Annotated in this window: 42 protein-coding genes; 27 read left to right on the forward strand and 15 right to left on the reverse strand. The window is 66.6% G+C overall.

What is annotated here, in order from left to right; genetic code table 11:
* Positions 1-125 precede the first annotated feature (125 nt).
* Positions 126-1,424: an integrase arm-type DNA-binding domain-containing protein gene (locus tag CA234_RS09540; protein WP_126001526.1), complete on the forward strand. Its 1,299-nt coding sequence runs from the start codon at positions 126-128 to the stop codon at positions 1,422-1,424.
* Between the two features lie 269 nt (positions 1,425-1,693).
* On the opposite strand, the gene CA234_RS09545 is transcribed toward CA234_RS09540, so the two are convergent.
* The 15 genes from CA234_RS09545 to CA234_RS09615 form a co-directional block, all read right to left on the reverse strand.
* On the reverse strand, positions 1,694-2,599 hold the full coding sequence (locus CA234_RS09545; protein WP_126001527.1) for a hypothetical protein: 906 nt from the start codon (positions 2,597-2,599) through the stop codon (positions 1,694-1,696).
* Between the two features lie 47 nt (positions 2,600-2,646).
* Positions 2,647-2,901 (reverse strand): AlpA family transcriptional regulator, encoded by a 255-nt coding sequence (locus CA234_RS09550; RefSeq protein ID WP_126001528.1) that lies wholly within the window; start codon positions 2,899-2,901, stop codon positions 2,647-2,649.
* A 321-nt stretch (positions 2,902-3,222) separates the two neighbouring features.
* Positions 3,223-3,600 (reverse strand): hypothetical protein, encoded by a 378-nt coding sequence (locus CA234_RS09555; RefSeq protein ID WP_126001529.1) that lies wholly within the window; start codon positions 3,598-3,600, stop codon positions 3,223-3,225.
* Positions 3,597-4,826, reverse strand: coding sequence for a phosphoadenosine phosphosulfate reductase family protein (locus CA234_RS09560; protein ID WP_126001530.1), 1,230 nt, complete (start codon positions 4,824-4,826; stop codon positions 3,597-3,599). Before CA234_RS09560 ends, CA234_RS09555 begins: the two co-directional genes overlap by 4 nt.
* Positions 4,823-5,083 (reverse strand): hypothetical protein, encoded by a 261-nt coding sequence (locus CA234_RS09565; RefSeq protein WP_241213412.1) that lies wholly within the window; start codon positions 5,081-5,083, stop codon positions 4,823-4,825. Before CA234_RS09565 ends, CA234_RS09560 begins: the two co-directional genes overlap by 4 nt.
* Entirely contained in the window at positions 5,080-5,259 is a 180-nt protein-coding gene (locus CA234_RS09570) for a conjugal transfer protein TraR (RefSeq protein ID WP_126001531.1), read from the reverse strand. Before CA234_RS09570 ends, CA234_RS09565 begins: the two co-directional genes overlap by 4 nt.
* Positions 5,252-6,298: a phage Gp37/Gp68 family protein gene (locus tag CA234_RS09575; RefSeq protein ID WP_126001532.1), complete on the reverse strand. Its 1,047-nt coding sequence runs from the start codon at positions 6,296-6,298 to the stop codon at positions 5,252-5,254. Before CA234_RS09575 ends, CA234_RS09570 begins: the two co-directional genes overlap by 8 nt.
* On the reverse strand, positions 6,291-6,764 hold the full coding sequence (locus tag CA234_RS09580; protein ID WP_126001533.1) for a hypothetical protein: 474 nt from the start codon (positions 6,762-6,764) through the stop codon (positions 6,291-6,293). Before CA234_RS09580 ends, CA234_RS09575 begins: the two co-directional genes overlap by 8 nt.
* A complete protein-coding gene (locus tag CA234_RS09585) occupies positions 6,764-7,015 on the reverse strand; it encodes a hypothetical protein (RefSeq protein WP_126001534.1) in 252 nt (83 codons plus the stop codon). Before CA234_RS09585 ends, CA234_RS09580 begins: the two co-directional genes overlap by 1 nt.
* Positions 7,016-7,220: 205 nt before the next feature.
* Complete coding sequence (locus CA234_RS09595) at positions 7,221-7,598, reverse strand: hypothetical protein (protein WP_126001536.1); 378 nt, start codon at positions 7,596-7,598, stop codon at positions 7,221-7,223.
* The gene (locus CA234_RS24320) at positions 7,595-7,744 is read right to left on the reverse strand and encodes a hypothetical protein (RefSeq protein ID WP_164521760.1); all 150 of its coding nucleotides are present in this window, start codon (positions 7,742-7,744) and stop codon (positions 7,595-7,597) included. The genes CA234_RS09595 and CA234_RS24320 overlap by 4 nt, the downstream gene beginning before the upstream one ends.
* The gene (locus CA234_RS24855) at positions 7,741-8,160 is read right to left on the reverse strand and encodes a hypothetical protein (protein ID WP_241213413.1); all 420 of its coding nucleotides are present in this window, start codon (positions 8,158-8,160) and stop codon (positions 7,741-7,743) included. Before CA234_RS24855 ends, CA234_RS24320 begins: the two co-directional genes overlap by 4 nt.
* 90 nt (positions 8,161-8,250) lie before the next feature.
* Complete coding sequence (locus CA234_RS09605; RefSeq protein ID WP_164521761.1) at positions 8,251-8,625, reverse strand: HIRAN domain-containing protein; 375 nt, start codon at positions 8,623-8,625, stop codon at positions 8,251-8,253.
* A 13-nt stretch (positions 8,626-8,638) separates the two neighbouring features.
* Complete coding sequence (locus CA234_RS09610; RefSeq protein ID WP_126001538.1) at positions 8,639-9,097, reverse strand: hypothetical protein; 459 nt, start codon at positions 9,095-9,097, stop codon at positions 8,639-8,641.
* On the reverse strand, positions 9,076-9,762 hold the full coding sequence (locus tag CA234_RS09615; RefSeq protein ID WP_164521762.1) for a S24 family peptidase: 687 nt from the start codon (positions 9,760-9,762) through the stop codon (positions 9,076-9,078). Before CA234_RS09615 ends, CA234_RS09610 begins: the two co-directional genes overlap by 22 nt.
* Positions 9,763-10,073: 311 nt before the next feature.
* Here CA234_RS09615 and CA234_RS09620 point away from each other — a divergent pair, with 311 nt between their 5' ends.
* The 26 genes from CA234_RS09620 (at position 10,074) to CA234_RS09740 (ending at position 25,965) form a co-directional block, all read left to right on the forward strand.
* Positions 10,074-10,328 carry a hypothetical protein gene (locus CA234_RS09620; RefSeq protein WP_126001540.1) on the forward strand — a complete coding sequence of 85 codons (255 nt, stop codon included), beginning with the start codon at positions 10,074-10,076 and terminating at the stop codon, positions 10,326-10,328.
* Entirely contained in the window at positions 10,325-10,801 is a 477-nt protein-coding gene (locus tag CA234_RS09625) for a hypothetical protein (RefSeq protein ID WP_241213414.1), read from the forward strand. Before CA234_RS09620 ends, CA234_RS09625 begins: the two co-directional genes overlap by 4 nt.
* A gap of 34 nt (positions 10,802-10,835) precedes the next feature.
* Positions 10,836-11,099, forward strand: a complete 264-nt coding sequence (locus tag CA234_RS09630) for a hypothetical protein (RefSeq protein WP_126001541.1) — start codon at positions 10,836-10,838, stop codon at positions 11,097-11,099.
* Positions 11,096-11,311 carry a hypothetical protein gene (locus CA234_RS09635; RefSeq protein ID WP_126001542.1) on the forward strand — a complete coding sequence of 72 codons (216 nt, stop codon included), beginning with the start codon at positions 11,096-11,098 and terminating at the stop codon, positions 11,309-11,311. The genes CA234_RS09630 and CA234_RS09635 overlap by 4 nt, the downstream gene beginning before the upstream one ends.
* Entirely contained in the window at positions 11,295-11,708 is a 414-nt protein-coding gene (locus CA234_RS09640) for a hypothetical protein (RefSeq protein WP_126001543.1), read from the forward strand. Before CA234_RS09635 ends, CA234_RS09640 begins: the two co-directional genes overlap by 17 nt.
* Positions 11,709-11,728: 20 nt before the next feature.
* Positions 11,729-12,673 carry a DUF2303 family protein gene (locus CA234_RS09645; protein ID WP_126001544.1) on the forward strand — a complete coding sequence of 315 codons (945 nt, stop codon included), beginning with the start codon at positions 11,729-11,731 and terminating at the stop codon, positions 12,671-12,673.
* Between the two features lie 125 nt (positions 12,674-12,798).
* Positions 12,799-13,104, forward strand: a complete 306-nt coding sequence (locus tag CA234_RS09650; RefSeq protein ID WP_126001545.1) for a hypothetical protein — start codon at positions 12,799-12,801, stop codon at positions 13,102-13,104.
* Between the two features lie 53 nt (positions 13,105-13,157).
* Entirely contained in the window at positions 13,158-14,036 is an 879-nt protein-coding gene (locus CA234_RS09655; protein ID WP_206431155.1) for a DUF1376 domain-containing protein, read from the forward strand.
* Positions 13,987-14,541 carry a hypothetical protein gene (locus CA234_RS09660; RefSeq protein ID WP_126001547.1) on the forward strand — a complete coding sequence of 185 codons (555 nt, stop codon included), beginning with the start codon at positions 13,987-13,989 and terminating at the stop codon, positions 14,539-14,541. The genes CA234_RS09655 and CA234_RS09660 overlap by 50 nt, the downstream gene beginning before the upstream one ends.
* A 45-nt stretch (positions 14,542-14,586) precedes the next feature.
* Positions 14,587-15,279 (forward strand): hypothetical protein, encoded by a 693-nt coding sequence (locus CA234_RS09665; protein ID WP_126001548.1) that lies wholly within the window; start codon positions 14,587-14,589, stop codon positions 15,277-15,279.
* Positions 15,280-15,371: 92 nt separating this feature from the next.
* On the forward strand, positions 15,372-15,725 hold the full coding sequence (locus CA234_RS09670; protein WP_206431156.1) for an HNH endonuclease signature motif containing protein: 354 nt from the start codon (positions 15,372-15,374) through the stop codon (positions 15,723-15,725).
* Between the two features lie 12 nt (positions 15,726-15,737).
* Complete coding sequence (locus tag CA234_RS25185; RefSeq protein ID WP_277600215.1) at positions 15,738-15,863, forward strand: hypothetical protein; 126 nt, start codon at positions 15,738-15,740, stop codon at positions 15,861-15,863.
* 125 nt (positions 15,864-15,988) lie between these two features.
* Entirely contained in the window at positions 15,989-16,543 is a 555-nt protein-coding gene (locus CA234_RS24860) for a hypothetical protein (RefSeq protein ID WP_241213416.1), read from the forward strand.
* A gap of 67 nt (positions 16,544-16,610) precedes the next feature.
* The gene (locus tag CA234_RS09680) at positions 16,611-18,245 is read left to right on the forward strand and encodes a terminase large subunit (protein ID WP_164521763.1); all 1,635 of its coding nucleotides are present in this window, start codon (positions 16,611-16,613) and stop codon (positions 18,243-18,245) included.
* 85 nt (positions 18,246-18,330) lie between these two features.
* Entirely contained in the window at positions 18,331-19,569 is a 1,239-nt protein-coding gene (locus tag CA234_RS09685) for a phage portal protein (protein ID WP_164521764.1), read from the forward strand.
* The gene (locus CA234_RS09690; protein ID WP_126001550.1) at positions 19,566-20,564 is read left to right on the forward strand and encodes a head maturation protease, ClpP-related; all 999 of its coding nucleotides are present in this window, start codon (positions 19,566-19,568) and stop codon (positions 20,562-20,564) included. The genes CA234_RS09685 and CA234_RS09690 overlap by 4 nt, the downstream gene beginning before the upstream one ends.
* A 15-nt stretch (positions 20,565-20,579) precedes the next feature.
* Positions 20,580-22,037 (forward strand): phage major capsid protein, encoded by a 1,458-nt coding sequence (locus CA234_RS09695; RefSeq protein WP_126001551.1) that lies wholly within the window; start codon positions 20,580-20,582, stop codon positions 22,035-22,037.
* Between the two features lie 89 nt (positions 22,038-22,126).
* A complete protein-coding gene (locus tag CA234_RS09700) occupies positions 22,127-22,351 on the forward strand; it encodes a hypothetical protein (protein ID WP_126001552.1) in 225 nt (74 codons plus the stop codon).
* A gap of 52 nt (positions 22,352-22,403) precedes the next feature.
* Positions 22,404-23,090 (forward strand): hypothetical protein, encoded by a 687-nt coding sequence (locus tag CA234_RS09705; protein WP_126001553.1) that lies wholly within the window; start codon positions 22,404-22,406, stop codon positions 23,088-23,090.
* A gap of 15 nt (positions 23,091-23,105) precedes the next feature.
* Positions 23,106-23,600 carry a hypothetical protein gene (locus tag CA234_RS09710; protein ID WP_126001554.1) on the forward strand — a complete coding sequence of 165 codons (495 nt, stop codon included), beginning with the start codon at positions 23,106-23,108 and terminating at the stop codon, positions 23,598-23,600.
* Complete coding sequence (locus CA234_RS09715; RefSeq protein WP_126001555.1) at positions 23,597-23,818, forward strand: hypothetical protein; 222 nt, start codon at positions 23,597-23,599, stop codon at positions 23,816-23,818. Before CA234_RS09710 ends, CA234_RS09715 begins: the two co-directional genes overlap by 4 nt.
* Positions 23,815-24,444, forward strand: coding sequence for a head-tail connector protein (locus tag CA234_RS09720; RefSeq protein ID WP_126001556.1), 630 nt, complete (start codon positions 23,815-23,817; stop codon positions 24,442-24,444). The genes CA234_RS09715 and CA234_RS09720 overlap by 4 nt, the downstream gene beginning before the upstream one ends.
* On the forward strand, positions 24,444-24,824 hold the full coding sequence (locus CA234_RS09725; RefSeq protein ID WP_241213417.1) for a head-tail adaptor protein: 381 nt from the start codon (positions 24,444-24,446) through the stop codon (positions 24,822-24,824). The genes CA234_RS09720 and CA234_RS09725 overlap by 1 nt, the downstream gene beginning before the upstream one ends.
* Positions 24,824-25,354, forward strand: coding sequence for an HK97 gp10 family phage protein (locus tag CA234_RS09730; RefSeq protein ID WP_126001558.1), 531 nt, complete (start codon positions 24,824-24,826; stop codon positions 25,352-25,354). The genes CA234_RS09725 and CA234_RS09730 overlap by 1 nt, the downstream gene beginning before the upstream one ends.
* Positions 25,351-25,764 (forward strand): hypothetical protein, encoded by a 414-nt coding sequence (locus CA234_RS09735; protein ID WP_126001559.1) that lies wholly within the window; start codon positions 25,351-25,353, stop codon positions 25,762-25,764. The genes CA234_RS09730 and CA234_RS09735 overlap by 4 nt, the downstream gene beginning before the upstream one ends.
* 18 nt (positions 25,765-25,782) lie before the next feature.
* Positions 25,783-25,965 carry a hypothetical protein gene (locus CA234_RS09740; protein ID WP_126001560.1) on the forward strand — a complete coding sequence of 61 codons (183 nt, stop codon included), beginning with the start codon at positions 25,783-25,785 and terminating at the stop codon, positions 25,963-25,965.

Here is a 25,965-nt window from a genome sequence, read left to right on the forward strand (position 1 = left end):
GAAAGGCGCTGATTTCAGCGCCTTTTTGCGTTATACGTCCTGCAGAATGATCCCGATTTGTTCCAATCAAGCCGCGCTGCTATGGGGGTACAAGTCGGGGTATCGCATTTTGCGTGGGGGTATCGATGCTGACTGAAGTTGCCATCAAGCGCGCCGAGCCGCGCGAGAAGCCGTACAAGATGGCCGACGCGGGCGGCCTGTTCCTCTACGTGGCGCCGTCGGGCCTGAAGTCGTTCCGCATGAAGTTCCGGTTCGGCAACCAGGAGAAGCTGCTCACCTTCGGGCCCTACCCGACCGTGAAGCTGGCCGAGGCTCGCGAGCGCCGCGACGAGGCGCGTCGGCTGATCCGAGAGAACATCGACCCGTCCGGCGCCCGCGCGCGCAAGGAAGAGGAGAAGCGGCTCGCCGAGATCGAGGCGGCGAAGCAGCTGACGTTTGAGCAGGCGGCCCGCGCCTGGCACGACCTGCAGAAGGGGCGGTGGGCTCCCGTGCACGCTGAGGACGTGATCACCAGCCTCGAGCGCGACATCTTCCCGGCGCTGGGGCGCTTCCCGCTCACCGAGGTCGACACGCCGATGGTGCTGCGCGCTCTGCGCAAGGTGGAAGAGCGCGGGGCGATCGAGACCGCCCGGCGACTGCGCCAACGGATCTCCGGCATCTATGCGATGTATGTCTCGGAAGGCGTGGTTTCGGCCGACCCGGCGGCGACGGTGGTGAAGGCGCTCAAGCCGCTCCCGAAGAAGGGCCGCCAACCCGCGATCACTGACGTGCCGGGCGCGCGAGAGGTGCTGATCGCGGCTGAGGCGTCCGGCGCCAGCCCAATCACGAAGCTGGCCTCGCGCTTCCTCGCGCTCACCCAGGCCCGGCCGGGCATGGTCCGCGGCGCGGAGTGGGTCGAAATCGAGGGGATCGATTGGGACGATCGGCTGGCTGGGCCGCCGCTGGCAATCTGGCGCGTGCCGGCGGCGCGGATGAAGTTGATCCTGGACCTGAAGGACGAGGAATCGTTCGAGCACACCATTCCGCTCAGCTGGCAGGCGATCGACGTCCTGCGCGCGGTGCGGCGCCTGACCAGCCGGAACCGCCTAATCTTCCCGGGGCAGCGGCATAGCCACAAGCCGCTGAGCGAGAACGCGATCGGCTACCTCTATAATAGGGTCGGCTTCCACGGCCGGCACGTGCCGCACGGCTGGCGGTCCTCGTTCTCGACCACGATGAACGGGCTGGCGACCAAGCACAAGCGCGTCGGCGATGCCGAGGTGATCGAGCTGATGCTGGCGCACGTGCCGGAGAACAAGGTGAAGGCAGCCTACGACCGAGCGGGGCACATGGAGCGGCGTCGCGAGCTCACCCAGGAGTGGGCCGATCTACTGATGGAGGGGATGGTCGGAGCGAACGACCTGATCGGGGAGCCGCGCCGGTGACTGAAAGGGGAGCGGCATCGATGCGGACGATCGAGTTTTGATGCTCAGCGTTCCATATGATAGGCTGACGCGTGGGCGAACGTAGGCAGACTTCTCAGCCTCCGCTTAATGATGGAGGGCGCGCCGCTCGGTGCTCGGGATGGGCGGCAGTGCTCATCGCCGGGGTGGTATCGTTCGCCGCGCTGGCCGTGATCGGCCTCATCAGTCCACGAGCCATGGGCGCAGTCATGGCCGTAGGATTCGTCGTGCTGCTGGTCCGCTTCGTGATCTTAGTCCGACGGGAAATGTAGCCCGGAAGTGATCGCAGGTGTGGGGTAGATGACCCTTTCAACGAACTGCTCTTTGTCGACCCACGCTCCGGCGTGACGCTCCTGCTTCACGCGCAGGTCGACGCGCATTTCAATGCCTTCACCGAGCTCTAAGCCGGTGTGGCGCTCCCCAATGGCATTCAGAAATACTCTGTCGTTCATCGTAGCGCTGAACTCTACGCCGCCATGTTGGAAGCGCCACCGGCGGGGGTCGGCGACTAGTACCGGGCGTACGAGCACCACATTGTAGTCGTGTTTCCAAATTTCCCGACGCTCAAAACTTTCGACTTCCGCCGCATGCTCGCCGCTCAAGAGGAAGAATTGCGATCGGGGAATAAGCGTCTTCGGTTTTCGATGGATGTTTGGCGCGGAGCCCAAGCCGATAATTGACGGGTCACGCTCAACCTCTCGGAAGATCCGCTGCTTGTGGGAGACGGCAACTTGGTTGCGCAGGTTCGCCGTCACGTGGTCGGCAATCTTCTTCGCGTCCTCGTCGCTGATGCCGTCCTCATGACCTGCTGCCTTAAAGATCTCCTTCCACATGTCCTCGACGGTGTGGTTGACAGGGAACATCAGGAAGGTGGACACGATCGCGCTTAGCGCGCCCGCAGTCCAAGGATGCTCCTTGGAAACCTTTGAAATTGCCTTGATCAGGCTCCGCAGCCAAAGACTACCGTCCTCTCCGCTGACAAGCTCAACCCTAACATCAAGGGAAGGGTCTACTACTGACGCGATCTCCTTGATCAAGGCGTCCCACGCCAGCGCCGCATAAGCTACAACACTTAGGTCGGCGACCCGCCCAGGGGCCAGATCAAGGTACAGGCTGATCGGCGCGCCTTCTTCCGCCCCGCGTTCGTGAACTGGCATTTGACTCCCCCTCAATAGAGAGAGCTATGCCTTTTCCCGGTGTGTCGTCAATCAGCTCGCGCAGCGCCGTGCTCGCCGCTCCATCCGATCGGATCCGCCACCCAAGCATCAATTTCGCGCTCGTACCATGCGACTAAGCCGACGCTGATGTTGACCTGCTTCGGGAAGGTGCCGGCCGCGATCTTCCGATAAATGGTGGTGCGCCCCAGCCCGGTGCGCTGCTTCACGGCTGCGAGCCGCAGCAAGCTGTCCCGCTGGCGGCTGTAATTGCGGGCGAACTCCTCCCGCGCCTCGATGTGCATTTTTGAGCTCCTTTTGTCCTGCGACGCGCGTCGTCGTAAGTATTAAGGGAAATCGGGGTATTGACGACATGGTCAATACCCCTCGTAAATCTCGCGGATGGAATGTATACGGAGCCTCTCACATAATGGAGGCTTTGATGTTTGACGCTAAATTTCTGGATGTTGAGCGTTGCATCCGTGTATTGGCCAAGGCGGAAGAGGCGTACGAGCGCAGGCCGTCGCATGTAAGTGGACGTCGCCTCGATAGGCTAGCTAAAGACCTGTTCCCACGCATAACGGCGAGGATAACTAAGGCGGTGGATTGATCGCTGATCTTCTTGGTCACCTCGCGCTCTCCATCAGGAACTTCCGAAGCGCCAGGCCTTCGGGGTTGGACCAGTACATGCCGGGCAGCGAGCCGCCTTCTTCGCGGGTGCCGAGGCCGCGTCGCTCGAGCGCCTTCGCGACGGCAATGTCGGCACCGGTGCGCAACTCCACGCCGATACCTTCCTCGCCGGTGACGTCGTCGGGGCGGCTGGCGAGCAGCATGCGGCGCTGCGCCTCCGGCATCTCGCTCAGCTTCGTGCGCGCGATCGCTTCCTCGCGGACGCGGTCGATCGCGGCGAACACGAGGTCGTGGCGGCCGAAGGTGATATGCGCGTGGATCTTCTCGACGAGGCGGCGGTCGGCCTCGCGGGTATCGGTTCGAGCGAGCGTCATTGTCCCACCAACTCCCGAAAGAGGATCGGCTCGATCGAGCCGTCCTGGTTGACCTTGTCGAGCCAAGTCGTGGCGATCGGCTCATCACCATCCCAGCCGTCCGGCCAGGTGCCGGCAGCGATCAGGCCGCGGATGCGCGCCTCCTCTTCGGCGTTGATCAGGTCGATGCCCGGCCGGTCGCGCGACGCGGCGGCTGCATTGATCTCCGCCTGGATCGCCAGCAGCTCCCCGAGCGCTTGCAGCCTGGCTTCCAAGGTGATCGGCCCCATCCGCTGCGGGTTCTTCGCCAGCTCGCCCGACTTGAGCAGCTCGGCGCCGGCTTTGCGGAGCCGCTGCGCCGGCTTCCTGAGCCATTCATGGAGCGCGCGCAGCCGGTTGAGCGGCTCTAGATGCGCCCATGCGTCGAGCGTCATGATATAGTCGAGTGCCGTGTCGGCAGAGGCCAGCGGGCACTTGATGCAGCCGGTGCGCGCCGCCAGCTCCGTCGCGTCGTCGCCGCCGTAAGCGTCCGCCAAGATCTGTGTCGGCCAAGCCCCGAACTCGGGCATAGGCGCGAACACCTTCAGCCAGTCCCAGATGGTGCAGACGCGCCAGTGCAGAAGAGGCGCCAGCGTGGCGACCCTGCCGCGGATGCCCTTCGCCTCCGGCAGCACCTGCTGATACCAGCCTTGGCCGCACTCGGCGCCATCCTTCGAGCAACTCATTGCGATCCGTCCGTCGCGCACCGCACTCTCGCCCTGGCGCACGCCGGTCAGCATCAGCGCGGAGCCCTCGATGCCCTGCAGCGCCTGCTCGAGCGCCGATGTCATCGGCTCCACCTTGATCTGCCGGGTGCACCAGCGGAGTGTGTTGTTGTTCGGCGGCGGCACGCCGCGCCCGAGGATGTAGACCCAGAAGCGCTTGTCGAGGTTCGCCCGGACGACGATTACCTCAATCCAGTCGCGCTCGCGCAGCTTCTCCATGATCAGCTCGGCGCTGCGCTGGATCGGCGGCAGCTCCTGCCGGGTGTCCGCGTAGAACACGTACAGCTTCTTGGGGCGGGGCAGCTTGCCAGCTTCGATGAGGTTCACCACGAGGGTGACCAGCGCGGTGCTGTCTTTCCCGCCCGACCAAGCCACCGCGATGTGCTCGTGCTGGTCCCAATAGGCCAGCAGCGAGGCGACCGTCATCTCGACGAACTCGGCTTGCACGATCGATGCGTCGCCGAAGAGGTTCTGCGTCTTCATGCGTGCTGCTTCCCAAGAGCATGAGCGATGTGCTTCAGGTAGGTCGCCGCGGCCATCCAGTAGGAAACCATGGGGCCTTTCCGTCGGCGGTAGCTTTCCCGCTCCCGCGACAGCGCCTCCTTCCGGATTTCCATCAACACGACCTTCAGGGCAGCGCGCTGCTGGGGGTCAAGCGAGCGCAGCGCTTGCACCGCAGCGGGAAGGCCAAGGACCGGGTTGCGGACCTCCGGCCGCGAGGAGCGATCGATCACGCTCACCGGCGCCTCCCGTCGCGGCAGAAGCCGCAGAGGCCGTCGACCAGCCGGGGCATGTCATCGCCGCATCCCTCGCACTCGCCCGGCGCGCCGACGGGGATCGGCTGCCGCGCCGCGCGCAGGCTGCGCTCGAGGTGCTGCTCGGCGAGCGCGTTCGCCTCGTCGATCGTGTCAGCCATGGGTCACCTCGCCCGGGAACGCGGTGTGTTCGACGCCGTCGAGCAGGCGGCCGGCGACGCGCTTGCCAACGCGCTCGACCAGGCGGCACGGCACCTCCTCGGGCAGCTCGTCGCGGCTGTAGACGCTGCCGTCGGCGGAGATGAGGGCGGGCCGGATCGCTGAGGCATAGACCATGTCGGCGTATTCGGAGTCGTCCTCGACTTCCTCCGGCTCGGGGTTCCCATTGCCGTCATCCCACTCGCGCCACTCGCCCCACTGTTTGAACAGGAACGGCACGCCCGCGTCCGCGCACTGCTGGCGCAGCTGGCGCGCCCAGTCGGGGTGCATCGGCCGTGCGCCCGGGCCGCTCTCTCCGCCGACGATCACCCAGTCGAGCCCCGAGCGGGCCTTCATCCAGTCGGCTTCGCTCTGCCGTCCGGCGGCGCAGTTGTGCAGCGGCGGGTGGCCATTCTTGCACCACGAGCAGTCGCCCCAGCACTCCGAATAGAGCGCGTTCTCGCCGTGCCATGCGACCTCAAGGTCGACCGGACCGAGCAGGGGCTCCATCGACAGAAAGCGCACGCTGGCGGGCGTCGCCAGCAGCTTCGGGATGTCGCGGTTCGCCTCTTCCTGGTTCACGATCGTCGCGCCCAGCCAGACGTTCTCCGGCATGCCGCCGGCGGCCTCGGCCATCGCCGCGGCGTTGCCGATGCGCTTCGTCACCAACAGCCAGTCGAGCTGCGGCGTCTCGCGGATCAGCTGGAACAGCTCGGCGCGCACGGCGGGATCTGCGCGGTTGTCGAACACGTCTGCCAGGCTGGCGCAGAAGACGCGCTCCCGCACGCCGCGCGCGGCCGCCCGGTTGTTCCAGCGGCGCGGCTGCTTCCACGTCGACGCGGCGGTGCGGCGGCGCTCGCCCTCGTTACCCCAGATCACGCCGAGGCGGCTGGTGGCCAGCGTCTCCGCATAGCAGTGATCGCAGCCCGGGCCGACCTTGGTGCAGCCGATCCACGGGTTGAAGGTGTGGTGCGCCCACTCGATTTTCGTGTTCTCAGCCATTTCGCGGCCCCGATAGAAAGAGGGTGGAGGACGGCTGCACAGCGCCGGTCCGGTATTCGACAGCGATCGGCTCGGCGACGCGCTCGTAGAGCGTCTGACCGTTCGCCATGACGACGTTGGCGAGGAAGGCCTCCTCGAAGGTCTCGACCTTGCTCTCGACGCTCTCCAGCTTCGCCTTGATCACCAACATCAGCGCGCGACCGCGCTGGCGGACCATCTGCTCGCGACGTGTGGACCGCTGCTTCGCATCCAGCGCTGCGCCGCGGCCGTCGCGCTTCGGCGCGTCCTCGATCGAGGGCATCGCGATCGCAAAGCGGACCAGGCGGTCGGCGAGCGCGAACTGGATGGTGAACCGCGTCGGCTCGTCCATCTGCCCGATCGACTGCGCACCCGCCCGGCGGAGCATTCCGACGATCTCGGCGATCGACTTCTCGAAGGCGACTTCGGTGCGGTCGGCATAGGCCATCACTCGTCGTCCCAATGAGCGTTGAGGATCCGGGCCACCTTCTCAGCCACCGCGCCCCCCTCAGCGACGTAGTGTGCTACGATCAGGGCCGGGAAGCGCAGGCTGATGGTGGTACCACCGCTCTCGCTGGGCCGCGGCGGGTCCTGGTAGTGGACGGCGATAGCCTCCGCCTGCAGGTCCTCAGGATCGAGGTTGCGAAGGTAGAAGGTCGCCTGGGCGCTGAAGCGTTCGTGCGGCTTGTCGGCGCTCATTGGTGCTGCCCTTGATAGGTGCTCCGGCCGGCCTCCGCGGCCGGAGCGAGGGTGCGCGCTTGTGCGCTGCTTGCGACCACGAGGGTGGGGGTAGCGGAGGCCACCTCGGGGGATCGGGGCTGGTACGTCGCTACGACGCACCGAATGAGCATGCTGGCGAGCAGGACCGCGCCTAGCCAGCAGACGGCGCCGGAGAAGGAAATCCTCACTTGGCTTTCCTTTCGTTTACGAGGTGGCGGTTGAACGGATCCGGCTCGGCCGCCCAGCCGTCCTCCATGACGATCTTCACGTCGCCGTTCGGCGCGATCACGCGCAGGCGCTTGTCCTTGGTGACCGACAGCACCGGGCAATCGAACTGAAAGACCTTGGGAAGGGAGCCGCGGCGATGCCCATCCTCGCGCTGCGTCGCCTCGCGATAGACAGTCACGACCCGCGGCGGGTTGACGGGATCGATGCCGAGCCGCTGCATCTCCGCCACCTGGGCGCGGGTGAAGCGATCCTCGCGGGTCTCACCCCAGCCAATCCACGGGCTCCAGCCGGAGGGCGAAAGGTTGATGTGCTCGGGCTGCCGGGGGAACGTCACAGCGGCCACCAATAGAGCGCGGGGCGCTCCTTCGGCTGGGCGGCCTTAAACGGCGCGCGGCGCTCGGTGGCGATGCAGAGCGCACCCCAGTGCTTGGTATCCTCGGGGCGCTGGCTGGCCCGGAAGCGGACAGGGGCGGGCTTCATGCGGCCGCCTGCACGTTGGAGAGGACGCGCCCGCCGTCGCGGCGGCACGAACCCAGGAACGATGCGGCCTGCACCGGATCGGTGAACCGATAGTCGATCACGCCATGCGCGGTGGCGCACACCTTGTTCGGGAACAGCGACACGAACCACGGACCGTCGCCAACCACACGCTCCGCATCGAGCGCCATGTTGATCAGCTCGAACAGCACCAGGCCGGAAATGCCCAGGCGCCCGGCGCGCAGGTCGATGCCGTCCATGTGCTGCTGCACCTGGGCACCGATGGTGGCGCGGCGCGGATCGTCGAACGGCATGCCGACCAGCGGGCGGGTGATATCGCGGATGGCCAGCACGTCGCTGCGGAAGTCGTCGACTACCTGCAGGACGTCGGGGTCGTTGAGTGAGGGATGCTGTTGCATCGATAGCTCCGCGCAGCCGAATGCTGCGATCGCGCTATCTATTCGCTACGTTTTGTAGCATGTCAACATGAAATGTAGCGCTGCTCGCTCTCAGTTTTCGTCGTAGACAGGATCGACACCGTCCCAGTCCACCTCTTGCACAGGCTCGTGCGCGGGCGGCAGCTCAGGTCGATCGCCGTCGAATGCCAGGCGCACTAGTGCGCCGTAGGGTGTCGGAGCTTGGAAGATGGCCGCCATTTCACGGCCATTGCGGATCATACTGCCGATCCAAGGCGCACGCTCAGCGGTGAGGTAGCCGATCTGGATACCACGGGCACTGTAGACTGCGACAGCCTGCGGATCGGCCGGGTTGCCCGGCTCCGGGCGCAGCTCTGTCGGCTCACCGGGGATGCACATCGCGATTTCGAAGCGGCGGGTCGGGCCGCGCTTATTCGCGTAGTCTGCGCCGACCACCGACAGACTCATCGATCGAAACATTTCAGAACCGGTTGGCTGGCATAGCTGCATCGCCGGCTTTATCGCAGGTCATGTTCCAGAGATTGTAAACCCTAGTGCGATCATCACCAACGGACAGTATCACGGTAGCCAGTCCGCTTCGGCGATCAATGCTCACGGTCGATTCACTGCCGCCACCCAGATCAAGCCGTGCGAAAAACCGCCTTTCCGTTAATTCGACCTTGCACCCGACGGGCTTGTAGCAAACGTCATCTTCACTCCCGTCAGAAAGGATGTGGTAGATCCGCTTCTTGCCTTGATCGATGATATAACGCTGTGTTGGCAGCGTGCTTATGGACGAGATACCGGTAGATATTCGTCCGAACGATATATCTACGCCTTCACAAGAGAGCTGAATACGTTGCGTCTCGCTGGCTGTGCTGTAGCAAGCTGGAACCGCGCTCAAGCAGATAGCGGCGATTACAGTCCGCGTGCGAACCATACCGCTCTCCCCTCAATCCGTAGATCCTCAGCATCAACCTCTTGGTCTGGCACCGAAGGATTATCCGACACCACCAGCACTCTGCCCTTCCCGATCGCCCGCAGCCGCTTCAGCCCGGATGCACCGTAGACCGAGATCCAGTAGATCGCGTCCTGTTTGCCGAGCGCACGATCGGTCGTGTCGATCATGATCGTGTCGCCCCAGTTCAGCGTGGGGTACATGCTGTCGCCGATGCCGGTCACCAGCTTCAGGCGATGGTACGGCGCGCGCGTGATCAGTCGCACGAACGACGGGTCGAAGCGCACCGGCTCGGCTTCGACATAGTCGTCGATGAGCGTGCCAGGACCCATCGATAGGGATAGATCCAGGCGTTGAAGCTCCACCGTGCCGTCGTCGGCGGTCGCCAGCATAGCCGGCGGCACATCGGCAACCTCTATGGGACCGGTTGGCGGTGGGCCGCCCTCTAGGAGCCACTCCGCGCTTACCCCAAGCCTCTTGGCGAACTGAGCCGCGAGTTTCGCAAAGCCGTTCTGCCCGTTCTCGTAAGCACGGTACGTCGTCGCGTTTACGCCCATAGCCCGTGCGAAATCCGCCTTATCCGGAAACCCCGCGCGCTGTCGCGCCCATGCAAGCCGCTCGTGCGGAAAGTCTAGTCCTTCGGGCATGATCCGTCCGTCGCACGCAACGGCGCTACAAATCATGTTGCTATGTAGCGCTATGTTTGGTAGCACGCTCGAGCTATGGATCATATCGCGACAATCAAAGCGTTAGGCGGGGCGAAGGCTCTTGCAGATGCGCTCCGGTCCCGCGGCGTAACCGTCGCTGATGTGACCGTCCGGTCTTGGTCGCTCAGCGGCCGAGTCATCCCTGCAAAGTATTGGTCGCACATCGCCGCCATCGGGAACGAGCTCGGGCATGAGGTTTCCTTCGAGGCGCTGGCCGCTGCCGCAGCTGTGCGCGATGAGGCCCAGGCAGCATGATCGCGCTCGACCACGAGGCGGCGATCCGCGCCAGGATCGTCTCCCACCGCTCGCGCTGCGGCTCGGGCGGCTGGCACCCGGACGCTGCCACCTGCACCGATCGAAATTGCGGCCTCTCGGCCGTCAGCGAAGCCCCCCTGATCGCTGACGGCGTGTCGGGAGCGGGCGCGGATCTCCCCTCCCTGGCATCCGCGCCCGTCTTTCCCGCTGAGACCGGTTCCTTTTTCCATGCTCCGGAGGATGCACGTTGAGCGGCAAGCAGATCTACGGTCGATATCAGACCGTAACGGCATCTTTGCTCCTCAAGACGATCGGCGACAGTCTCGACGACATCCGTCGCGAGGATGGCGCAACCGACCAGGATCTGGGCGTGGTGCTCGGTCGGTCGAAGGATTCGGCGGAGCGCTATCGCAAGGGCGAGGGGGAGATGGGCGTGCTCGCCTTCCTACTCGGCTGCAAGGCTTGGGACGGCCGGTTCGCCAATCCCGTCTTCAACCTGCTCGGCTTCAAGCTCGTGGAGATGCAGAGCGGGGCGGGCAGTGACCGGGCTGGCTTCACGGCGCTCGCAACCCTGCTCGCAGAACTCGCCGAGGCCCTGGAAGACGACAACATCGTCGACGATCGCGAGCTGGCCGCCATGGCGTCCGCCGTCGAGAGCGCCGGCAAGCATATCGACCGGCTTCGCGAGCGCCTGAGCCTACGGCTGGTCTCTAACCGAGGATAACCCGCCGGCGCGGGGCCGGCTGAAGGAGTGCACCATGATCGCCACGATTGGCGCGGCGGCTGCCCAGGCAGCTTCTGCGAGCGCATCTTTGCGCGCTGAAGCCGGGGCAGGGGAGCGGTACCCGTTCCTGTCCCACCGTACCGTCGCCGAGGTCTGGGCAGACTGCGGTGCGCCGCGCTGCGTCGGCGGCGTCTGGCGCATGGAAGACGAGCGTGTTTCGCCCGTGCGCCACGAGATCGACGGGTTCGTGTTCATCCCCATCGAAGCGCGCGTCGGCTTCGCAGAGGCCGAACAGTGACGCGCCCGGCGATCTTCGAAGCAGCTCGCCGCCTCTCGCTCTGGCTTCAGCGCGCCCGGCTGTCCCGCGACCTCGATCGCGCGCTCGCCGAGCGCCGCCGCGCCCGCGCCGCGCGCCAGGCCGCCGCCCGGAAGGGCGAGGCCACCAAGTTCCACAACCGCGTCACCGCTCTCAAGCCTGTGAAAGGAGAACACCGTGAACACCACGCCTGAACGAGGGACGGCACTCCCGCCGATCCCGCCCGCCGACGGGGGCCGCATGCCGCCCGCCGCCAACAGCTTCGGGGACTTCGTCCGCTTCCTCGAAGACGGCCAGTTCGATGCCGAGCTGACCGAGGTGATGAAGAGCCTCGCCGGAGAGATGGCGAACGCCGCCATCGACAGCGGCGGCAAGTCCAAGGGCAAGCTGACGCTCACCTTCGACTTCGCCCTCGAAGGGCGCGTGTTCAGCATCGCCGCGAAGCACAAGGTCGACCTGCCGGTCGCCAAGCGTCCGAAGTCGGTCATGTGGACCACCGAGGACATGCGCTTCACCCCCAGCAATCCCGCGCAGGGCCACCTGTTCGGCGTCCGCGAAGTCGGCGGCGCCGGCGGCTTCCGCGACGCCTGACCCCAAGAGAGGAAACACCCATGGCAACCACCGACACCACCGCCACCGTGCCCGCCGGCGATCTCGTCCAGGATGTCCGCAGCCTCGTGGAAGACTACGTCAAAGCCGAGGTCATCACGGTGCTTGATCCGTCGACCGGCGTCTGCGCGCTGGCCGTCCGGTCTGGGAACAGCGTGAACCCGATCGATCCGAAGATCTTCGAACCGTATCGCGACGAGCCGCGCTTCCGGCATGGCACTGCAACCATGCTGTCGCTCGACAGCCTGATCGAGCACGTCAACCGCTTCAAGGATGCGGATTCGATCGTCTTCGCGAACGACGACCGCAAGAACCCGTCGCTTACCGCGGTTCTCGACTACCATCGCATCGGCTCGGCCGGCGATCCCCGCTTCGGCAAGCATCGCTCCACCTTCGCCTTCCCGCTCTCCGACGAGTGGCAGGCCTGGGCCGAGGCGAATGACGAGAAGATGACGATGGCCGAGTTCGCGGCCTTCCTCGAGAACCGCATCATCGACGTGCTTTACCTGATCCCCGGCGAGGATTCGCTCCCGGAAGATCTCCAGCGGCTGGTCGACACTCTCGGCGGCCCGGACACCATCGCGACGCCGAACAAGCTGATGGAGCTCGCCCGCGGCCTGCAGGTGAACGACGAAGCGATCGTACAGGAGGCGGTGAACCTGGCGAGCGGGGAGGGCGTCGTGCGCTTCCAAGCGCGGCACACCGACGAACATGGTGCGCCGCTCAAGGTGCCGTCGCTGTTCCTGATCGCGATCCCGGTGTTCCGCAACGGGCCGCTGTACCGGCTCGCCGCCCGGCTCCGGTACCGCGCGGCGCAGGGACGCCTGACCTTCTGGTTCGAGCTGTGGCGCACCGACCGCACCTTCGATCACGCCTTCAGCGAATCGCTGGAGCGCGTCCGCGTCGAGACGGAGCTGCCCGTCCTGGTGGGTAAGCCGGAAGCCTGAGCACGACAGCGCCGCCGGGCTCAATCCGGCGGCGCACCGCCCCACGCGCACGAGTATCGAGATTGATGATCGCAGAGCTTCCTTGGCCGCCCCGCATCCTCAGCCCCAACGGGCGCGGGCACCACATGGCCGTTCACAAGGCGAAGAAGAAGGCGAGGCGGGTCGGCGGTGAGGCTGTGATCGCAGCCGGTCGCCCGCGCTTCCCCGCGGACACGCCTCTGGCGGTCACCCTGACCTTCCACCCGAAGACGCGCGCCGCCCCCGATGAGGACAACGCGATCGCCAGCCTGAAGGCCTACCTCGACGGCATCGCCGGGGCGCTCGGCGTCGACGACAAGCTGTTCCGCCTGCAGCGGCCGATCATGGCCGAGCCGGTGAAGGGCGGGCGCGTGCTCGTCTCCATCCAAGTCCAGGAGCCTCCGGCCCAATGACACACCCCGCGCCCCTGACGCCGGCGGATGCTGACCTTCAGGATTTCCCTTTCATGCCGCTGCACGTCGCCCGACTGCGCGACAGCGATCTAGCGGCCGAGGCGCACCCGGAGGCCTGTTGGTATGCGGTGCTGCTCTGGGCGTCGTCGTGGCACCAGGTGCCCGCAGGCTCGCTGCCCGACAATGACGCGGTGCTCGCCCGGCTATGCGGGCTTGGGCGCGACGTTCGCACCTTTCGAAAGCACCGCGCGGACGCAATGCGAGGCTTCGTGATGTGCAGCGACGGCCGCCTCTACCATCCTGTTGTTGCCGAGCTGGTGATTGAGGCGTGGCGCCGGAAGCAAGAGCAGCGCTGGCGCACCGAGCTGGCGCGCATCAAGAAGGCCAACCAGCGCAACGGCACGGACCTGCCATCCCCGACCCTTGAGGAGTTCCTTGCAAGGGACAAGCCCGTCCAAGTCCCCAATTTGTCCCTAGGGACACAGCCAGAAGTCCCCAAGGACGAGGCATCCAAGGGACAGGGACAGAGAGAGGGACAGGGACATACTAGTTCCGATGCTGACGCATCGGGCGCCGCGGCGCCGCCAAGCCCACCCGATGCCGAGAAGGTCATGTTCGACGCAGGACGCCAGCTGCTCGGCGCGGCCGGCATGGCCCCGGACGCCGCGGGCCGGATCCTCGGCAAGTGGAAGCGCGACCACGGCGCGGAGGCGGTGATCACCGCACTCGGCAAGGCCCAGCGCGAAGGCGCGATCGACCCAAAATCATTCATCGAAGGATGCTTGCGACATGGCAAATCACCTCATCACGGCCGACCGAGCGGACCAATCGAGAGCAGTCGCCGCTTTCGCGAGCGGCTCGAACTGGACGCTCAGCGAGGCGATGGCGCTGGCGGAGGGCTTGGAGCTCTTTCCGCTGCTGGCCCGGTATGAGCGCGGCCTCGCGCCGTTGAAGGAGGCGGAGCCCGGCCCGCTGACCCTCGCGTCAAAGCTCAGCGTGGGGCTGCGCGAGGACCTGTCCCTGCTGCTGACCAAGGTTTCGCCCGGCATCAGCCAGGATCAGGCCGACGCCTGGCTGAGCGTGATGGTGACCGCTCTTGGCGATCTGCCGGGCCGCGTTGCCCGCGAGGCTGCCCAAGCGGCGCTGCACCAGCCGATGCAGTTCGCGAACCAGATCGAGGGCGTGATCCGCACCCTCGCCGCCGGGCTGATGGCTCGCCACCGCCTTGCGTGCGAGCGGCTGCGGCAAATGGCGGCCGAGGCGCGGCGCCGCGAAGTCGCCGAAGAGGAGGAGGTTGCGCCGATGAGCGACGACGAGATCCGACGCATGAAGCCTGAGATACGCAGCCTCGGCCTCGCATGTGGCGCGCTGACGCAGGATCAGGTTGACCGGGCGCTCGCCGCGGAAGTGGTCGAAGCGGAGCAGCGTGCCGCTTGAGAACGAGAACAAAGCGTGATTCGGGTGCGGGTTGGGAGTATTGGGGTGGTTGAGATGAGCGGGAACATGGGCACGGCTGGCACCTGGTGCATTCTGCGGACGAGCGGCGGGCGCACCGTGCCGCTTTCCAAGTCACTGGCCGATGCTGGCTTCGAGGTGTGGACGCCGGTGCGCACGATCCGTCGGCCGGCGCCGGGGCAGGCGCGTCGCTTGGTGCTGGGGCAAACCCGCAAGCTGATCGATGTCGAGCTGCCCATCCTGCCTGGCTTCGTGTTCGCGCGGTCCGGTCAACTCGACGACTTGGTGCGAGCGTCTGTCGCCGAGCCCAAGAGGCATCCCAGCTTCTCCATATTCCATCGGGCAGGGCGAGTTCCTCTTGTGCGTGACGCCAGCATCATGGGCCTTCGCATGGCAGAGGAGGGCGCGGCATCGGAGCACGCCGAGCAGCTCGCCACCGAGGCACGCGAGGCTGAGCGGCTGGCCCGCGCCGAGCAGCTGCGGACCGCGAAGGAGAAGCGAAAAGCTCTGCGCAAAGAGGTGAAGGACCTGCCTACCGGGGCAGAGGTCACCGTGTCCGATATGCCTGCGTTCGATGGGCTCGTCGGCCGCATCCTAGAGGGGCGGGGCGCTTCCGCACTGGTCGACTTCGGCGGCATGTTCCCTGTTGAGATCGAGGCTTGGCAACTCGTTCCGACATTGATACAGAACGGGAACAGCCTTCCGGGGCTCGCTGCTTGAGCAGCTACGGCGACAGACGATCTTGGTCACCATGCCACTGCGCATCGCCACCAACTGACCAGCGCACCGCGCTTGGGCAGGAGTGCTAAGCTATGAGCAAACGGAGATTGGCGGGCCTGCCACCCAGGCTCGCCTCGCTGCCGTCCCGGCTCACCACATTCGATAGCGGCGATCGCGGGCGGACGCAGGCGAGCCCGTGGCGGCAGTGGTACAAGACGCCTCGCTGGCGCGCGACGCGCCTCCGGATCTTCGCTCGCGATGCCTATCACTGCCAGTGGCCGGGCTGCGGCCGCATCGAGCCCAACACATCGCTGCTCGTCGCCGACCATCGCAAAGCCCATCGCGGCGACGAGCGCCTCTTCTGGGACGACGATAACCTGCAGACGCTCTGCAAGCCCTGCCACGACGGTGCGAAGCAGCGCGCCGAGCAGCGCGGCAGGGCCTAGGGAGACGGCAACATGCGCATGATCAGGATACTGAAGCTCATGCTTTGCCGCCACCAGTGGCAGCGTTCGATGTTCGTCGTTCTCGGTGAGCGCGAGGCCGCCATATGGTGCCCGCGCTGCGGCAAGCACAAGCGCTGACACCACCCACCCCCCGGTCAAAAGTCTGGCCGGGCGCCGCCGCACTGGACCGGCCCCGTCCCACGCGCAGAAAAAATCCTGGTGGAGCGGCTGGGGGTGCGAACTTTCGCCGGAGGTAGCCGCCGATGGCGACACGGAAATCGACTATCGATTGGGCTCGGATCGAGCTCGAATACTTGGCGGGCGAAGACTCCATCCGCGAAATAGCTGACCGGCACGAGATTTCGGACGCGGCTATTCGAAAGAAGGCAAAGGCGCTGGGGTGGGTTCGCGAGGTTCGCAGTGCGAACCGGTGCGAACCTGCCCGCCAGCCACCTCCGCCGCCGCGATCGGACCCGGAGGCGCCCCGCGATCACAACCAGATCGCCGACGATGGCCGGGGGCTGGTCGGGCGGATGCTCGACGAGCTGGACGCGGTCACCAGCCAGCGCGGCGAGCTTGAGGATCTGATCATCGCCGCCACCGCCGACGATGATGACGACAGCCGGCGCGACGCGATGCTGAAGGCGCTGAGCCTGGGCAATAGGGCGAACACGATGAAGACGCTCGCGCTCGCACTGAAGACGCTCAACGAGGCCGCGGCACCGCAGGGGAAGAAGCAAGCCGCCCAGGAGAAGGCGAACGAGGTCGGCCGGCGCTTCCAGCCGCTGGGACCACCGACGCTCAAGGCTGTGAAGTAGGGTGGCACCGACCTGGTCGACCGCTTGCCTGGACTGGAAGGACCGGATCCGGCAGCGGCGAACGCTCATGCCGTTCGACCCGCTGTTCGCCGCCTCCGCAGAGGCGAAGATGGCGGTGTTCAAGTCGCTCCGGATCGTCGACCTGCCGGGCCGCCCGACTATCGGGGAATCGGCAGACGGCTGGCTGCTAGACTTCGCCGCCGCGATCTTCGGCGCGTACGATCACGAGACCGGGCAGCAGATGATCCGCGAGGGCATGCTGCTGGTCTCGAAGAAGAACACGAAATCGACGATCGCCGCCGGGATCATGCTCACCGAGCTGATCTGCGGATGGCGTGAATCGGACGAGAACCTGATCCTGGCGCCGACGATCGAGGTTGCAGGCAACAGCTTCAAGCCCGCCTGCGACATGATCCGCGCCGACGAGGAGCTCGACGCGCTGCTCCACATACAGGAGCATATCCGGCTCATCACGAACCGGGTGACCAAGGCCACCCTGAAGGTGGTCGCGGCCGACAGCGCGACGGTGTCGGGCAAGAAGGCCAGCCGGGTGCTGGTCGACGAGCTTTGGCTGTTCGGCAAGAAGGCGACGGCCGACGCGATGCTCCGCGAGGCGGCGGGCGGGCAGGTCTCCAGGCCGGAGGGGTACACCCTCTATCTGACGACGCAGTCGGACGAGCCGCCGGCGGGCGTGTTCAAGGACAAGCTGGCCTATGCGCGCGACGTTCGCGACGGGCTGGTGCAGGACAACGAATTTCTCCCGGTGCTCTACGAGTTCCCTGAGGAGATGATGGCAGCGGGCGACCATCTGCTCCCCGAGAACTTCTACATCACCAACCCCAACCTGGGGCGCTCGGTCAGCCAGAAGTGGCTGGAGAGCGAGTTCCGCAAGGTCGAGAACGCCGAGGACGGCACCAAGCAGGTCTTCTACGCGAAGCACCTCAACGTCGAGATCGGCGTCGGTCTGCGGCATGATGCCTGGGTCGGCGCGCTGTACTGGGAAGCCGCCGCGGCGCCTCCGGAGATCTGGGACGGCACGCTCGAGCAGTTCCTCGCCATCTGCGAGGTGGTGGTTGCCGGGATCGATGGCGGCGGCCTTGACGACTTGCTCGGCATGACGCTGCTCGGCAGGCACCGCGAGACGAAGGCCTGGCTGAGCTGGTCGCATGCCTGGGCGCAGCTGGACGTCTTCGAGCGGCGCAAGGACATCGCCAGCCGGCTCAACGATTTCATTGCCGAGGGCACGCTGACGAAGTGCACCGATCCGACGCAGGATCTGGTCGAGCTGGCGGACATCCTCGAGCGCGTGAAGGTCGCGGGCCTCTTCCCGGAGGAGTATGCAATCGGGCTCGACCCGGCAGGGGTTGCGGCGATAGTCGACGAACTGATCGGCCGGGGCTTCACCGAAAAGCAGCTGCTGGCGATCTCGCAGGGCTTCCGCCTCTCCGCCGCGGTCTGGGGATCGGAGCGCAAGCTGAAGGACGGCACGCTGCTCCATGCCGTGCAGGAGCTGATGAACTGGTGCGTCGGCAACGCCAAGGCGGAGCAGCGCGGGAACGCGGTGCTGATCACCAAGCAGATCGCCGGCAAGGCCAAGATCGACCCGCTGATCGCCCTATTCAATGCCGTCATGCTGATGGCCCGCAACCCGGCGGCGGTACCGCCGTCCGTCTACACCCGCCGCGGCATCGTTCGGGTCTGAAGGAGGGCGCATGGCAGGCATCTCGCCCGACGATTACCGCCGCGCATATGGCAATCGCCGATCGGAGGCGCCGCGCGCGCCGACGATGGTCGAGCGCAACGGCCCGGTCAGCGCCCGCCAGGTGATGGACCTCGACAGCCCGGAGTTCGCCGACTTCGTGCGAGGTACAGCGCCAGCGGCGAGTGATACGCACGTCGGCGAGCTGATCTCGTTGCGGAACAGCACGTTCTTTCGTGCGGTCAACCTGATTGCGGCGTCGATCGGCATGTTGCCCACCTTCCTGATGCGCCGAACGGTCGACGCGCGCGGGCAGGAGCACATCGAGAAGGCGAAGGATCACCCGCTCTATCGGGTGCTGCACAAGCGCCCGAACACCTATCAGACCGCTTTCGAGTTCAAGAGCTACATGCAGCAGCTCGCGCTGCGCCAGGGCAATGCCTATGCCCTGATCATCCGCGGGCTGGGCGGGAAGGTGGTACAGCTGGTGCCCCTGCCGCGCGGCGCTGTCACGCCGAAGCTCTCCGACGACTGGCGGCTGACGTTCGAGTATCGCCGGAAGAGCGGTGGGACCGTGATCCTGCCCGCCACCGAAGTCTTCCACTTCCGCCACCCGGTCACCCGAGACGGTCTGAACGGCGTCAGCCTGATCGACATGGCGCGCAACTCCATCGGCATCGCCGCGGACGCCGAGCGCGCGGCCGGCAAGTTGCTCAACGGTGGCGTGATGGCGGGCGGCGCGCTGGAAACCGACAAGGGCCTCGGCGACGAGGCGATCGCGCGCCTCAAGGAGAGCATGGCGGAGGATTACACCGGCGCCGATAACGCCGGCACCTGGATGATCCTCGAAGAGGGCATGAAGGCCAAGCCGTTCATCGCCAGCGCGCGCGATGCGCAATACGACGAGCTTCGGAAGCGCCAGGCGGAGGAGGTCTCCCGCTTCACCGGCGTGCCGCGCCCGCTGCTTATGTTCGACGAAACCAGCTGGGGCAGCGGCATCGAGCAGCTCGGCCTGTTCTTCGTCACCTACTGCTTGATGCCGTGGTTCGTCGCCTGGGAGCAGGCGATCGAGCGTTCGTGCTTCACCGAAGCCGAGCAGAACGCGGAACAGCTCTACGTGAAGTTCAACGAGGGGGCGCTGCTGCGCGGCTCTCTCAAGGATCAGGCGGAGTTCTTCAAGGCCGCCCTCGGCCCGAACCAGGGCTATCGATCGCCGAACGAGGTGCGCGCCGCCTTCGACCTCAACCCGAAAACAGGCGACGAGACTGGCCCAGACGCCATCCCGCAACCGACCGCAGCCCCGCAATCGCAAGGGAAAACCGAATGAGCGAGCAACCGCGCGCGCCCGGGCGACCGGACGCCATCAAGACGCTGGGCAGCAAGCCCTTGCCCGGCGCGAAGCCCACCGGCGCGACGCCGGGGCGCCCGCGCGCGATCGTCGGCATTGTCCAGGCCCGCGAGCGCCCGGGCGCGCTGCCCGTGCCGGCCGACCGCAAGGTGTCGGCCTTCTCGCCGGTGTCGGTGCTGGACCGCTGGAGCGAGGATGCCGCCGGCATTCGTCCGGCGGCGCTCGAGCAGGGCGACGCGACGATCACCATGTTCGACGTTATCGGCGAGGACTGGTGGACCGGCGGCGGGGTGACGGCGAAGAAGGTCGCCGCTCAGCTCCGCGCGATCGGCAACCGCCCGGTCGAGGTGCAGGTCAACAGCGGCGGCGGCGACATGTTCGAGGGCCTTGCGATCTACAACGTGCTGCGCGAGCACCCCGCCGAGGTCACTGTGAAGGTCATGGGCATGGCGGCCTCGGCCGCCTCGATCATCGCCATGGCGGGGGACCGCGTCGAGATCGGTGCCGCCAGCTTCGTCATGATTCATAATTGCTGGGTGGTCGCATCGGGCAACCGCCACGACATGGCCGAGGTCGCAGCCTTCCTCACCCCGTTCGATCAGGCGATGGCCGACGTCTACGCCCAGCGCACGGGCAAGGCGGCTGCGGAGATCACGAAGTGGATGGACGCCGAGACCTACATGTCCGGCAGCACCGCCATCGACCGCGGCTTCGCCGATGCACTGCTCTCCGCCGACCAGATGAAGGTCGACGAGAAGGCCAAGGCCTCCGACCGGGAGGTGAACGAGATCCGCGCGCTCGAGCTGACCTTGCTCGCGAGCGGGATGACGCGGGCGCAAGCGCGTTCCCGCATCAAAGCACTCAAGGGCACGCCGGACGCTGCCCCTGACAATGCCGACACGCCTGGCGCTGGCGGCGACGATCCCGAGCTGATGGCCGCGATGCGGTCCCTGCTCGCTGACTTCCAAGCCTGAGACCAGGAGAAGACCATGAAGTTCACTACTCGAACCGCCCTCTCGGCGGTGGCGACGGTGCTCGCCCATCCGCTTCGCGCGCTGTTCACGCCGAAGCCGACTTACACCCTCACCGCGCCGACGCTGCAGCCGCGCGGCCGCTTCGATATCCTCGCCGATCTGGGCGACGATGCACAGCTCGATACCTCGCCGACGGTCCAGGAGATCATCGCCGGCATGTCGATGCCGCGTGCGCTGGTCGCGGCGACCGTCCGTGCCGACGCGAACACCGACCCCAAGGCGATGATCGCCCAACTGCAGAACGCCCACAACGAGTTCAAGGCGACCATCGAGAGCAATCTCGGCGCCAAGGCCGACGACGCGGCGGTGAAGGCCAAGCTCGAGACGATCAACGCCACGCTCAACACGCTGGAGACGGCGCTGAACGATCACGCGGCGAAGCTGGCGGCAGCCTCGCTAAACGGCGGCACCAATGTGGCGCCCTCCGACCCGGAATATACGAACGCCTTCGCCTCGTTCATGCGGGCGGGTGGCCGCGAGGAGGAGTTCAAGCTCGCCGCCGAGCAGAAGAAGGGGCCGCGTGCTGCGATGTCGGAGGGCGTGCCCGCCGATGGTGGCCTGCTGACCCCGGTGGAGTGGGACCGCACCATCTCCGGCCGCCTGAAGCTCATCACGCCGATGCGCGCCGAATCGACGGTGATCACGATCAGCAAGGCCGGCTTCACCAAGCTCTTCACCGATCGCGGGGTCGGCAGCGGCTGGGTCGGCGAGACGGCCGCGCGCCCGGCGACTGCGACGCCGCAGTTTACCGCGCTCGCGTTCGGCCTGGGGCAGCTCTATGCGAACGCCGCCGCCTCGCAGGACGTGCTGGACGACGCCGAGATCGACCTCGAGAGCTGGCTGACCGGCGAGATCGACACCGAGTTCAGCCGCCAGGAAGGCATCGCATTCGTTGCCGGTGACGGCACGAACAAGCCGTACGGGTTCCTGAACTACGCGACCGGCGGCTCTGCGGCGGCCCGGCACCCGTGGGGCGCAATCGAGGTGCTCACCAGCGGCGACGCGGCCAAGTTCACCACCGACAAGGTGATCGACGCGGTCTACAAGCTGCCGGCGATCTACACGCCCAACGCCAAGTTCTTCACCAACCGCAGCTCGCTCGGAGCGATCCGCAAGCTGAAGGACGGGCAGGGCAATTACATCTGGCAGCCGACCTTCGTCGCCGGGCAGCCGTCGACGCTGGCGGGCTATCCGGTCGTCGACATGCCCGACATGCCGAACGCCGCCGCAGGCAACAACGCCATGGCCTTCGGCGACATGCGCGAGACCTATCTGGTGATCGACCGCATCGGCTTCCGCGTCCTGCGCGATCCTTACACCAACAAGCCCTACATCAGCTTCTACTGCACGAAGCGCGTGGGCGGCGGGGTGAAGAACCCGGACGCCATGAAGGTGATCCAGATCGGCGCCTGATCCTCGAACCTCACCGGGCCGGCTTCGGCTGGCCCGGTTGATCGAAGCGGCGCCGGGTTGCGCCGTTTCGGTCAACCATGGAGGCCCCCATGACCAAAGCTACCACGCACGCGGCGGAGCCCGCGACCACCACCGACAAGGGCGACTTCGGCGCATCCGGCGCTCCCGAGGTCGAAGTGCACGCCGCGCTCGACCACCCGGCGCTGGATGGCGATCCTCGCGCCGGCACCACCGCCGAGCAGAACCGCATCGACTTCAACGATCCGCACAAGCCGGGCCACGAAGTCGTCGAAGAGGCGCTGAAGGCGAAGTGATCCCGGGCCGCGCCGAGCGCGCGGCCCATTCACCCTACCGAAGGAGGGCCCCATGGCCGACAACATCACGACGCCGGTCCCTGACGGCAAAGTCCTGGCGCTGAAGGAAATCGGCGGCATCCTGTTCGCGCTGAACCTGATCGCGGACGCTGCTGGCGTCGACGCCATGGGTTTGGTCGCAGCCAATCCCGCTGCTTACACGATGCTCGGCCGCCTCAAGACGATCGCCGACGGCGTCCTCGCGGCAACGCCTGCGGGCGAGAACTATATGGGCAAGATCGGCGGCGACGTGCTGCTGAGCGCCCCCGCCGCACCTCCGACGGTCAGCGCCTCGGCCTACGCGGCCGGCCAGGTGATCGGCACCAAGTTCACGCTGCCGAACGCTGCGCGCGTCGCCGCCGGCGCAGGCCTGATCCAGGCCGCGAGCCTGCTGTCGAAGACCGCGACCACGGCCGCGATCGACATGATCATCTTCTCGGCCGATCCGACCGCATCGACGCTGACCGACAAGACGGCGCCGACGATCGCCGCCGCCGACATCGACAAGATCGTCGGCGTGATCCACCTCACCGACTGGAGCGCCTTGGGCGCCGCGGCGCTGGCGCAGAACCTCGCCGTGGGGCTGCCGTTCCGCCTGCCGGCGGGCACCAGCCTTTACGCGGTGCTGATCGCCCGCGCGGCGATCACGCCCGGCTCTACGGCCGACCTGCTCCCTGCGGTCCGCATCATCCCCGGCTAACAGGAGGCTCCCGCCATGCTGACGCACCTGATCGTCCTCGGCCTGCTCTCTGCTCCTTCGGGGGCCGGCATCGGCCCGGTGATCGCCACGCCGGATCGCACCGCGGCCATGGCGATTATCCAGCCGACGGCATCGCGCCCCAACAACATCCCGCTGGGCGCTGTCACCTGGGCGCAGCCCTACGACCCCGGCGACCATGCGCCGTACGCGATCAGCTTCAAGGACCTGCTCGACGAGGGCGAGATGATCGCCAGCATCGATGCGATCAAGGTCTCGTCCTCTGCCGCGCTGCTCGGGATTTCGGTCGACACCGCCCCCGCCTATGCGCCGATCATCGATATCGCGGGCGACAAGATCCAGCTCTGGTTCCTGGTCGATCAATCGGCGTGGGAATCGGCTGCCTTCGCCGCGGCGGGCGTGCAGGTCGCAATCACCGTGCGGGTGGTGACCGACGGCGCGCCAGCGAAGCGCTATGAGCGCACCGCGGTGCTGACGGTGCGGCAGCTGTGAACGTCGACAACGGGCGCCGCGTCCGGCTGGAGATCGCGGGCGTGTTCGAAGGCCTCGCCGGTGTGCAGGGCAACCGTGCATCGTTCGTCCCCAACCGCTCCTCAGCCCGCCCCGAGAGCGTGAAGGGTGGCATTCTCGACGGTCAGAACGTGCGGCTCGCCACCACCCGCGACGGCGACGGCCCGGTCTATATCGCGCGCTTTCAGGTGATCGAATGACCCTCGCCGAGATGCGGCAGCTCGTCGGCCTGCCCGACAGCGCCACCGACGCGGAAGTCGTCGCGGCCTATGCCGCGATGACCGACGACGCGCCGGCCCCGAGTATCCCGCTGGTCGAGCCGCTGACCGTCGAGCAGGCGCGGGCGCAGTGCCGGATCGATGACGATATCGAGGACGCGTTGATCGCGCAGAAGATCACCAGCGCGCGCGAGTGGGTGGAGCGCCACACCGGCCGGATCCTCGCCAAGCGCACACTGACGATGGGCTTCCCCGCCTGGGGCAAGGCCCTCACCATCTACCGCCGCCCGATCCTCTCGATTGACGCGATCGCGTTCGACGGGCTTGAGGGTGACGCGACGTTCACCGACTTCGGCACCGCGATCGGCACCTATCCGACCCGCATCGTGCCCGCGCTCGGCGCGCGCTGGCCTCAGCTGCGGGCCGGCGGCGGCATCACGGTTGCCTATACTGCCGGCTACGAGGCCGGGAAGGTGCCGCAGTTGTACGTCGAGGCGATCCAGGTGCTGGTCGCCGGCATGATGACCGAGCGCACCGGCAACTATGGCGCGGCGATCGAGGCGGCGAAGAACATGCTGCAGCACGCGGCGCGCGCGACCCACGTCTGATGGCGATCATCCAGCCGGGGCGGCTGAACCGCCGCATCCAGATCGAGCGACCGGTGCCCGACACGAGCCTCGACGGCGCGGGCTCTGGCACATGGGCGGCGGTCGGGTCGCCGGTGTGGGCCGAAGTGCAGGACCAGCTGCCCAGCCGCGGCGAGCGCCTGGCCGATGGGATCAACGTCGCGGCGCGCCCGGCGCGCGTGCGGATGCGGTACCGGGCGGACATCACCAGCGACATGCGCCTGGTGCTGCTCCGCAAGGTCGCCGCCGCCTACGTGCCCGAGCGCATCATGCAGATCATTACGGTCCCTGCCGAGCTGGGCTTCCGCGAGGGCCTCGAAATGATGGTCGAGGACTATCGCCCGGCCGGGAACACCGCCTGATGGTGACGGTGCGCGGGCGGGACGCGGTCGACCGCTTCTTCGCCCAGCTGCCGAAGGAGATTGAGGGTAAGCTGCTCCGCGGCGCCGGCCGCGCTGGTGGCGCGGTGCTGGTGGAAGCAGCGAAGGAAGGAGCGGACTCCAAGGATCTGCGCGAGGGCATCTACGCGCGGCAGTCCAGCCGCGACGGCCGCATCGTCGTCAAGGTCACCGTGCGCCCAGGCTGGGCATATTCGCTCGGCGTCTGGCAGGAGTGGGGGACCGAGCCGCACTTCATCAAGGTTGCCGAGGATCAGCGGCAGGGCCGCTCGATCGGCAGGATCAACAGGCTCGTGAAGGCGGGCTCGCTGGTGATCAACGGGCAGTTCGTCGGCGACACCGTTCGCCATCCCGGCGCTGTCGACAAGCCGTTCCTTCGCCCAGCGCTCGACATCCGCGGTGCCGACGCGGTGCGTGCGGCGCAGGCGTACATCAACAGCAGGATCGTCGGCGGCAGGATCGTCGGCTCCGTAGAGCCCGAGGAAGAGCAATGAGCGACGGGCCAGAAGCTGCGGACATCGTCGGCGCGTTGCTGCGCGGCTCCGCCGATCTCACCGAGATCGTCCCGGCGGAGCGCATCAAGATCGGCAGGCTGCCCGATGACGCTCCGCTGCCGCAGGTGCTGCTCAGCACGACCAGCACGGTCGAGCGGAAGCCGCTGAAGCGCCCTGCAGCGGTTCGCACGACCGAGCGCGTGTCGGTGAAGGTGCGCGCGGACAATCTGCGCGACCAGCGCCTGCTGCGCCGCTTGGTCGTGCGCTGCTGTGCTCATCAGACGGGCGATATCGGCGGCGGCTCTGCCGTCTCGATCACCACCGACGGCGCAGGGCCCGAGGGCATCGGCCTGGGGGGCGCCTTCGAACGAACTCAGGACCTCCGCGTCAGCCACGACGTCGCAGTCTGAGCCCAAGAGGAGAAGACCATGTCGACCACGAAGACCGCCTATGCGCTGAAGACTTTCCGCGATGCTGGCACCGAGAAAGAATACGAGGGCGATAAGGCCCACGATTTCACCGACGGCGAATATCGCAACTTCAAGGCAGCCGGCCTGATCTCGGATCAGAAGCCCGCCCCCGCGAAGGCGGCCGATAAGCCTGCCGCCTGA

Source organism: Sphingomonas sp. ABOLE (assembly GCF_003950455.1).
Lineage (GTDB): Bacteria > Pseudomonadota > Alphaproteobacteria > Sphingomonadales > Sphingomonadaceae > Sphingomonas > Sphingomonas trueperi.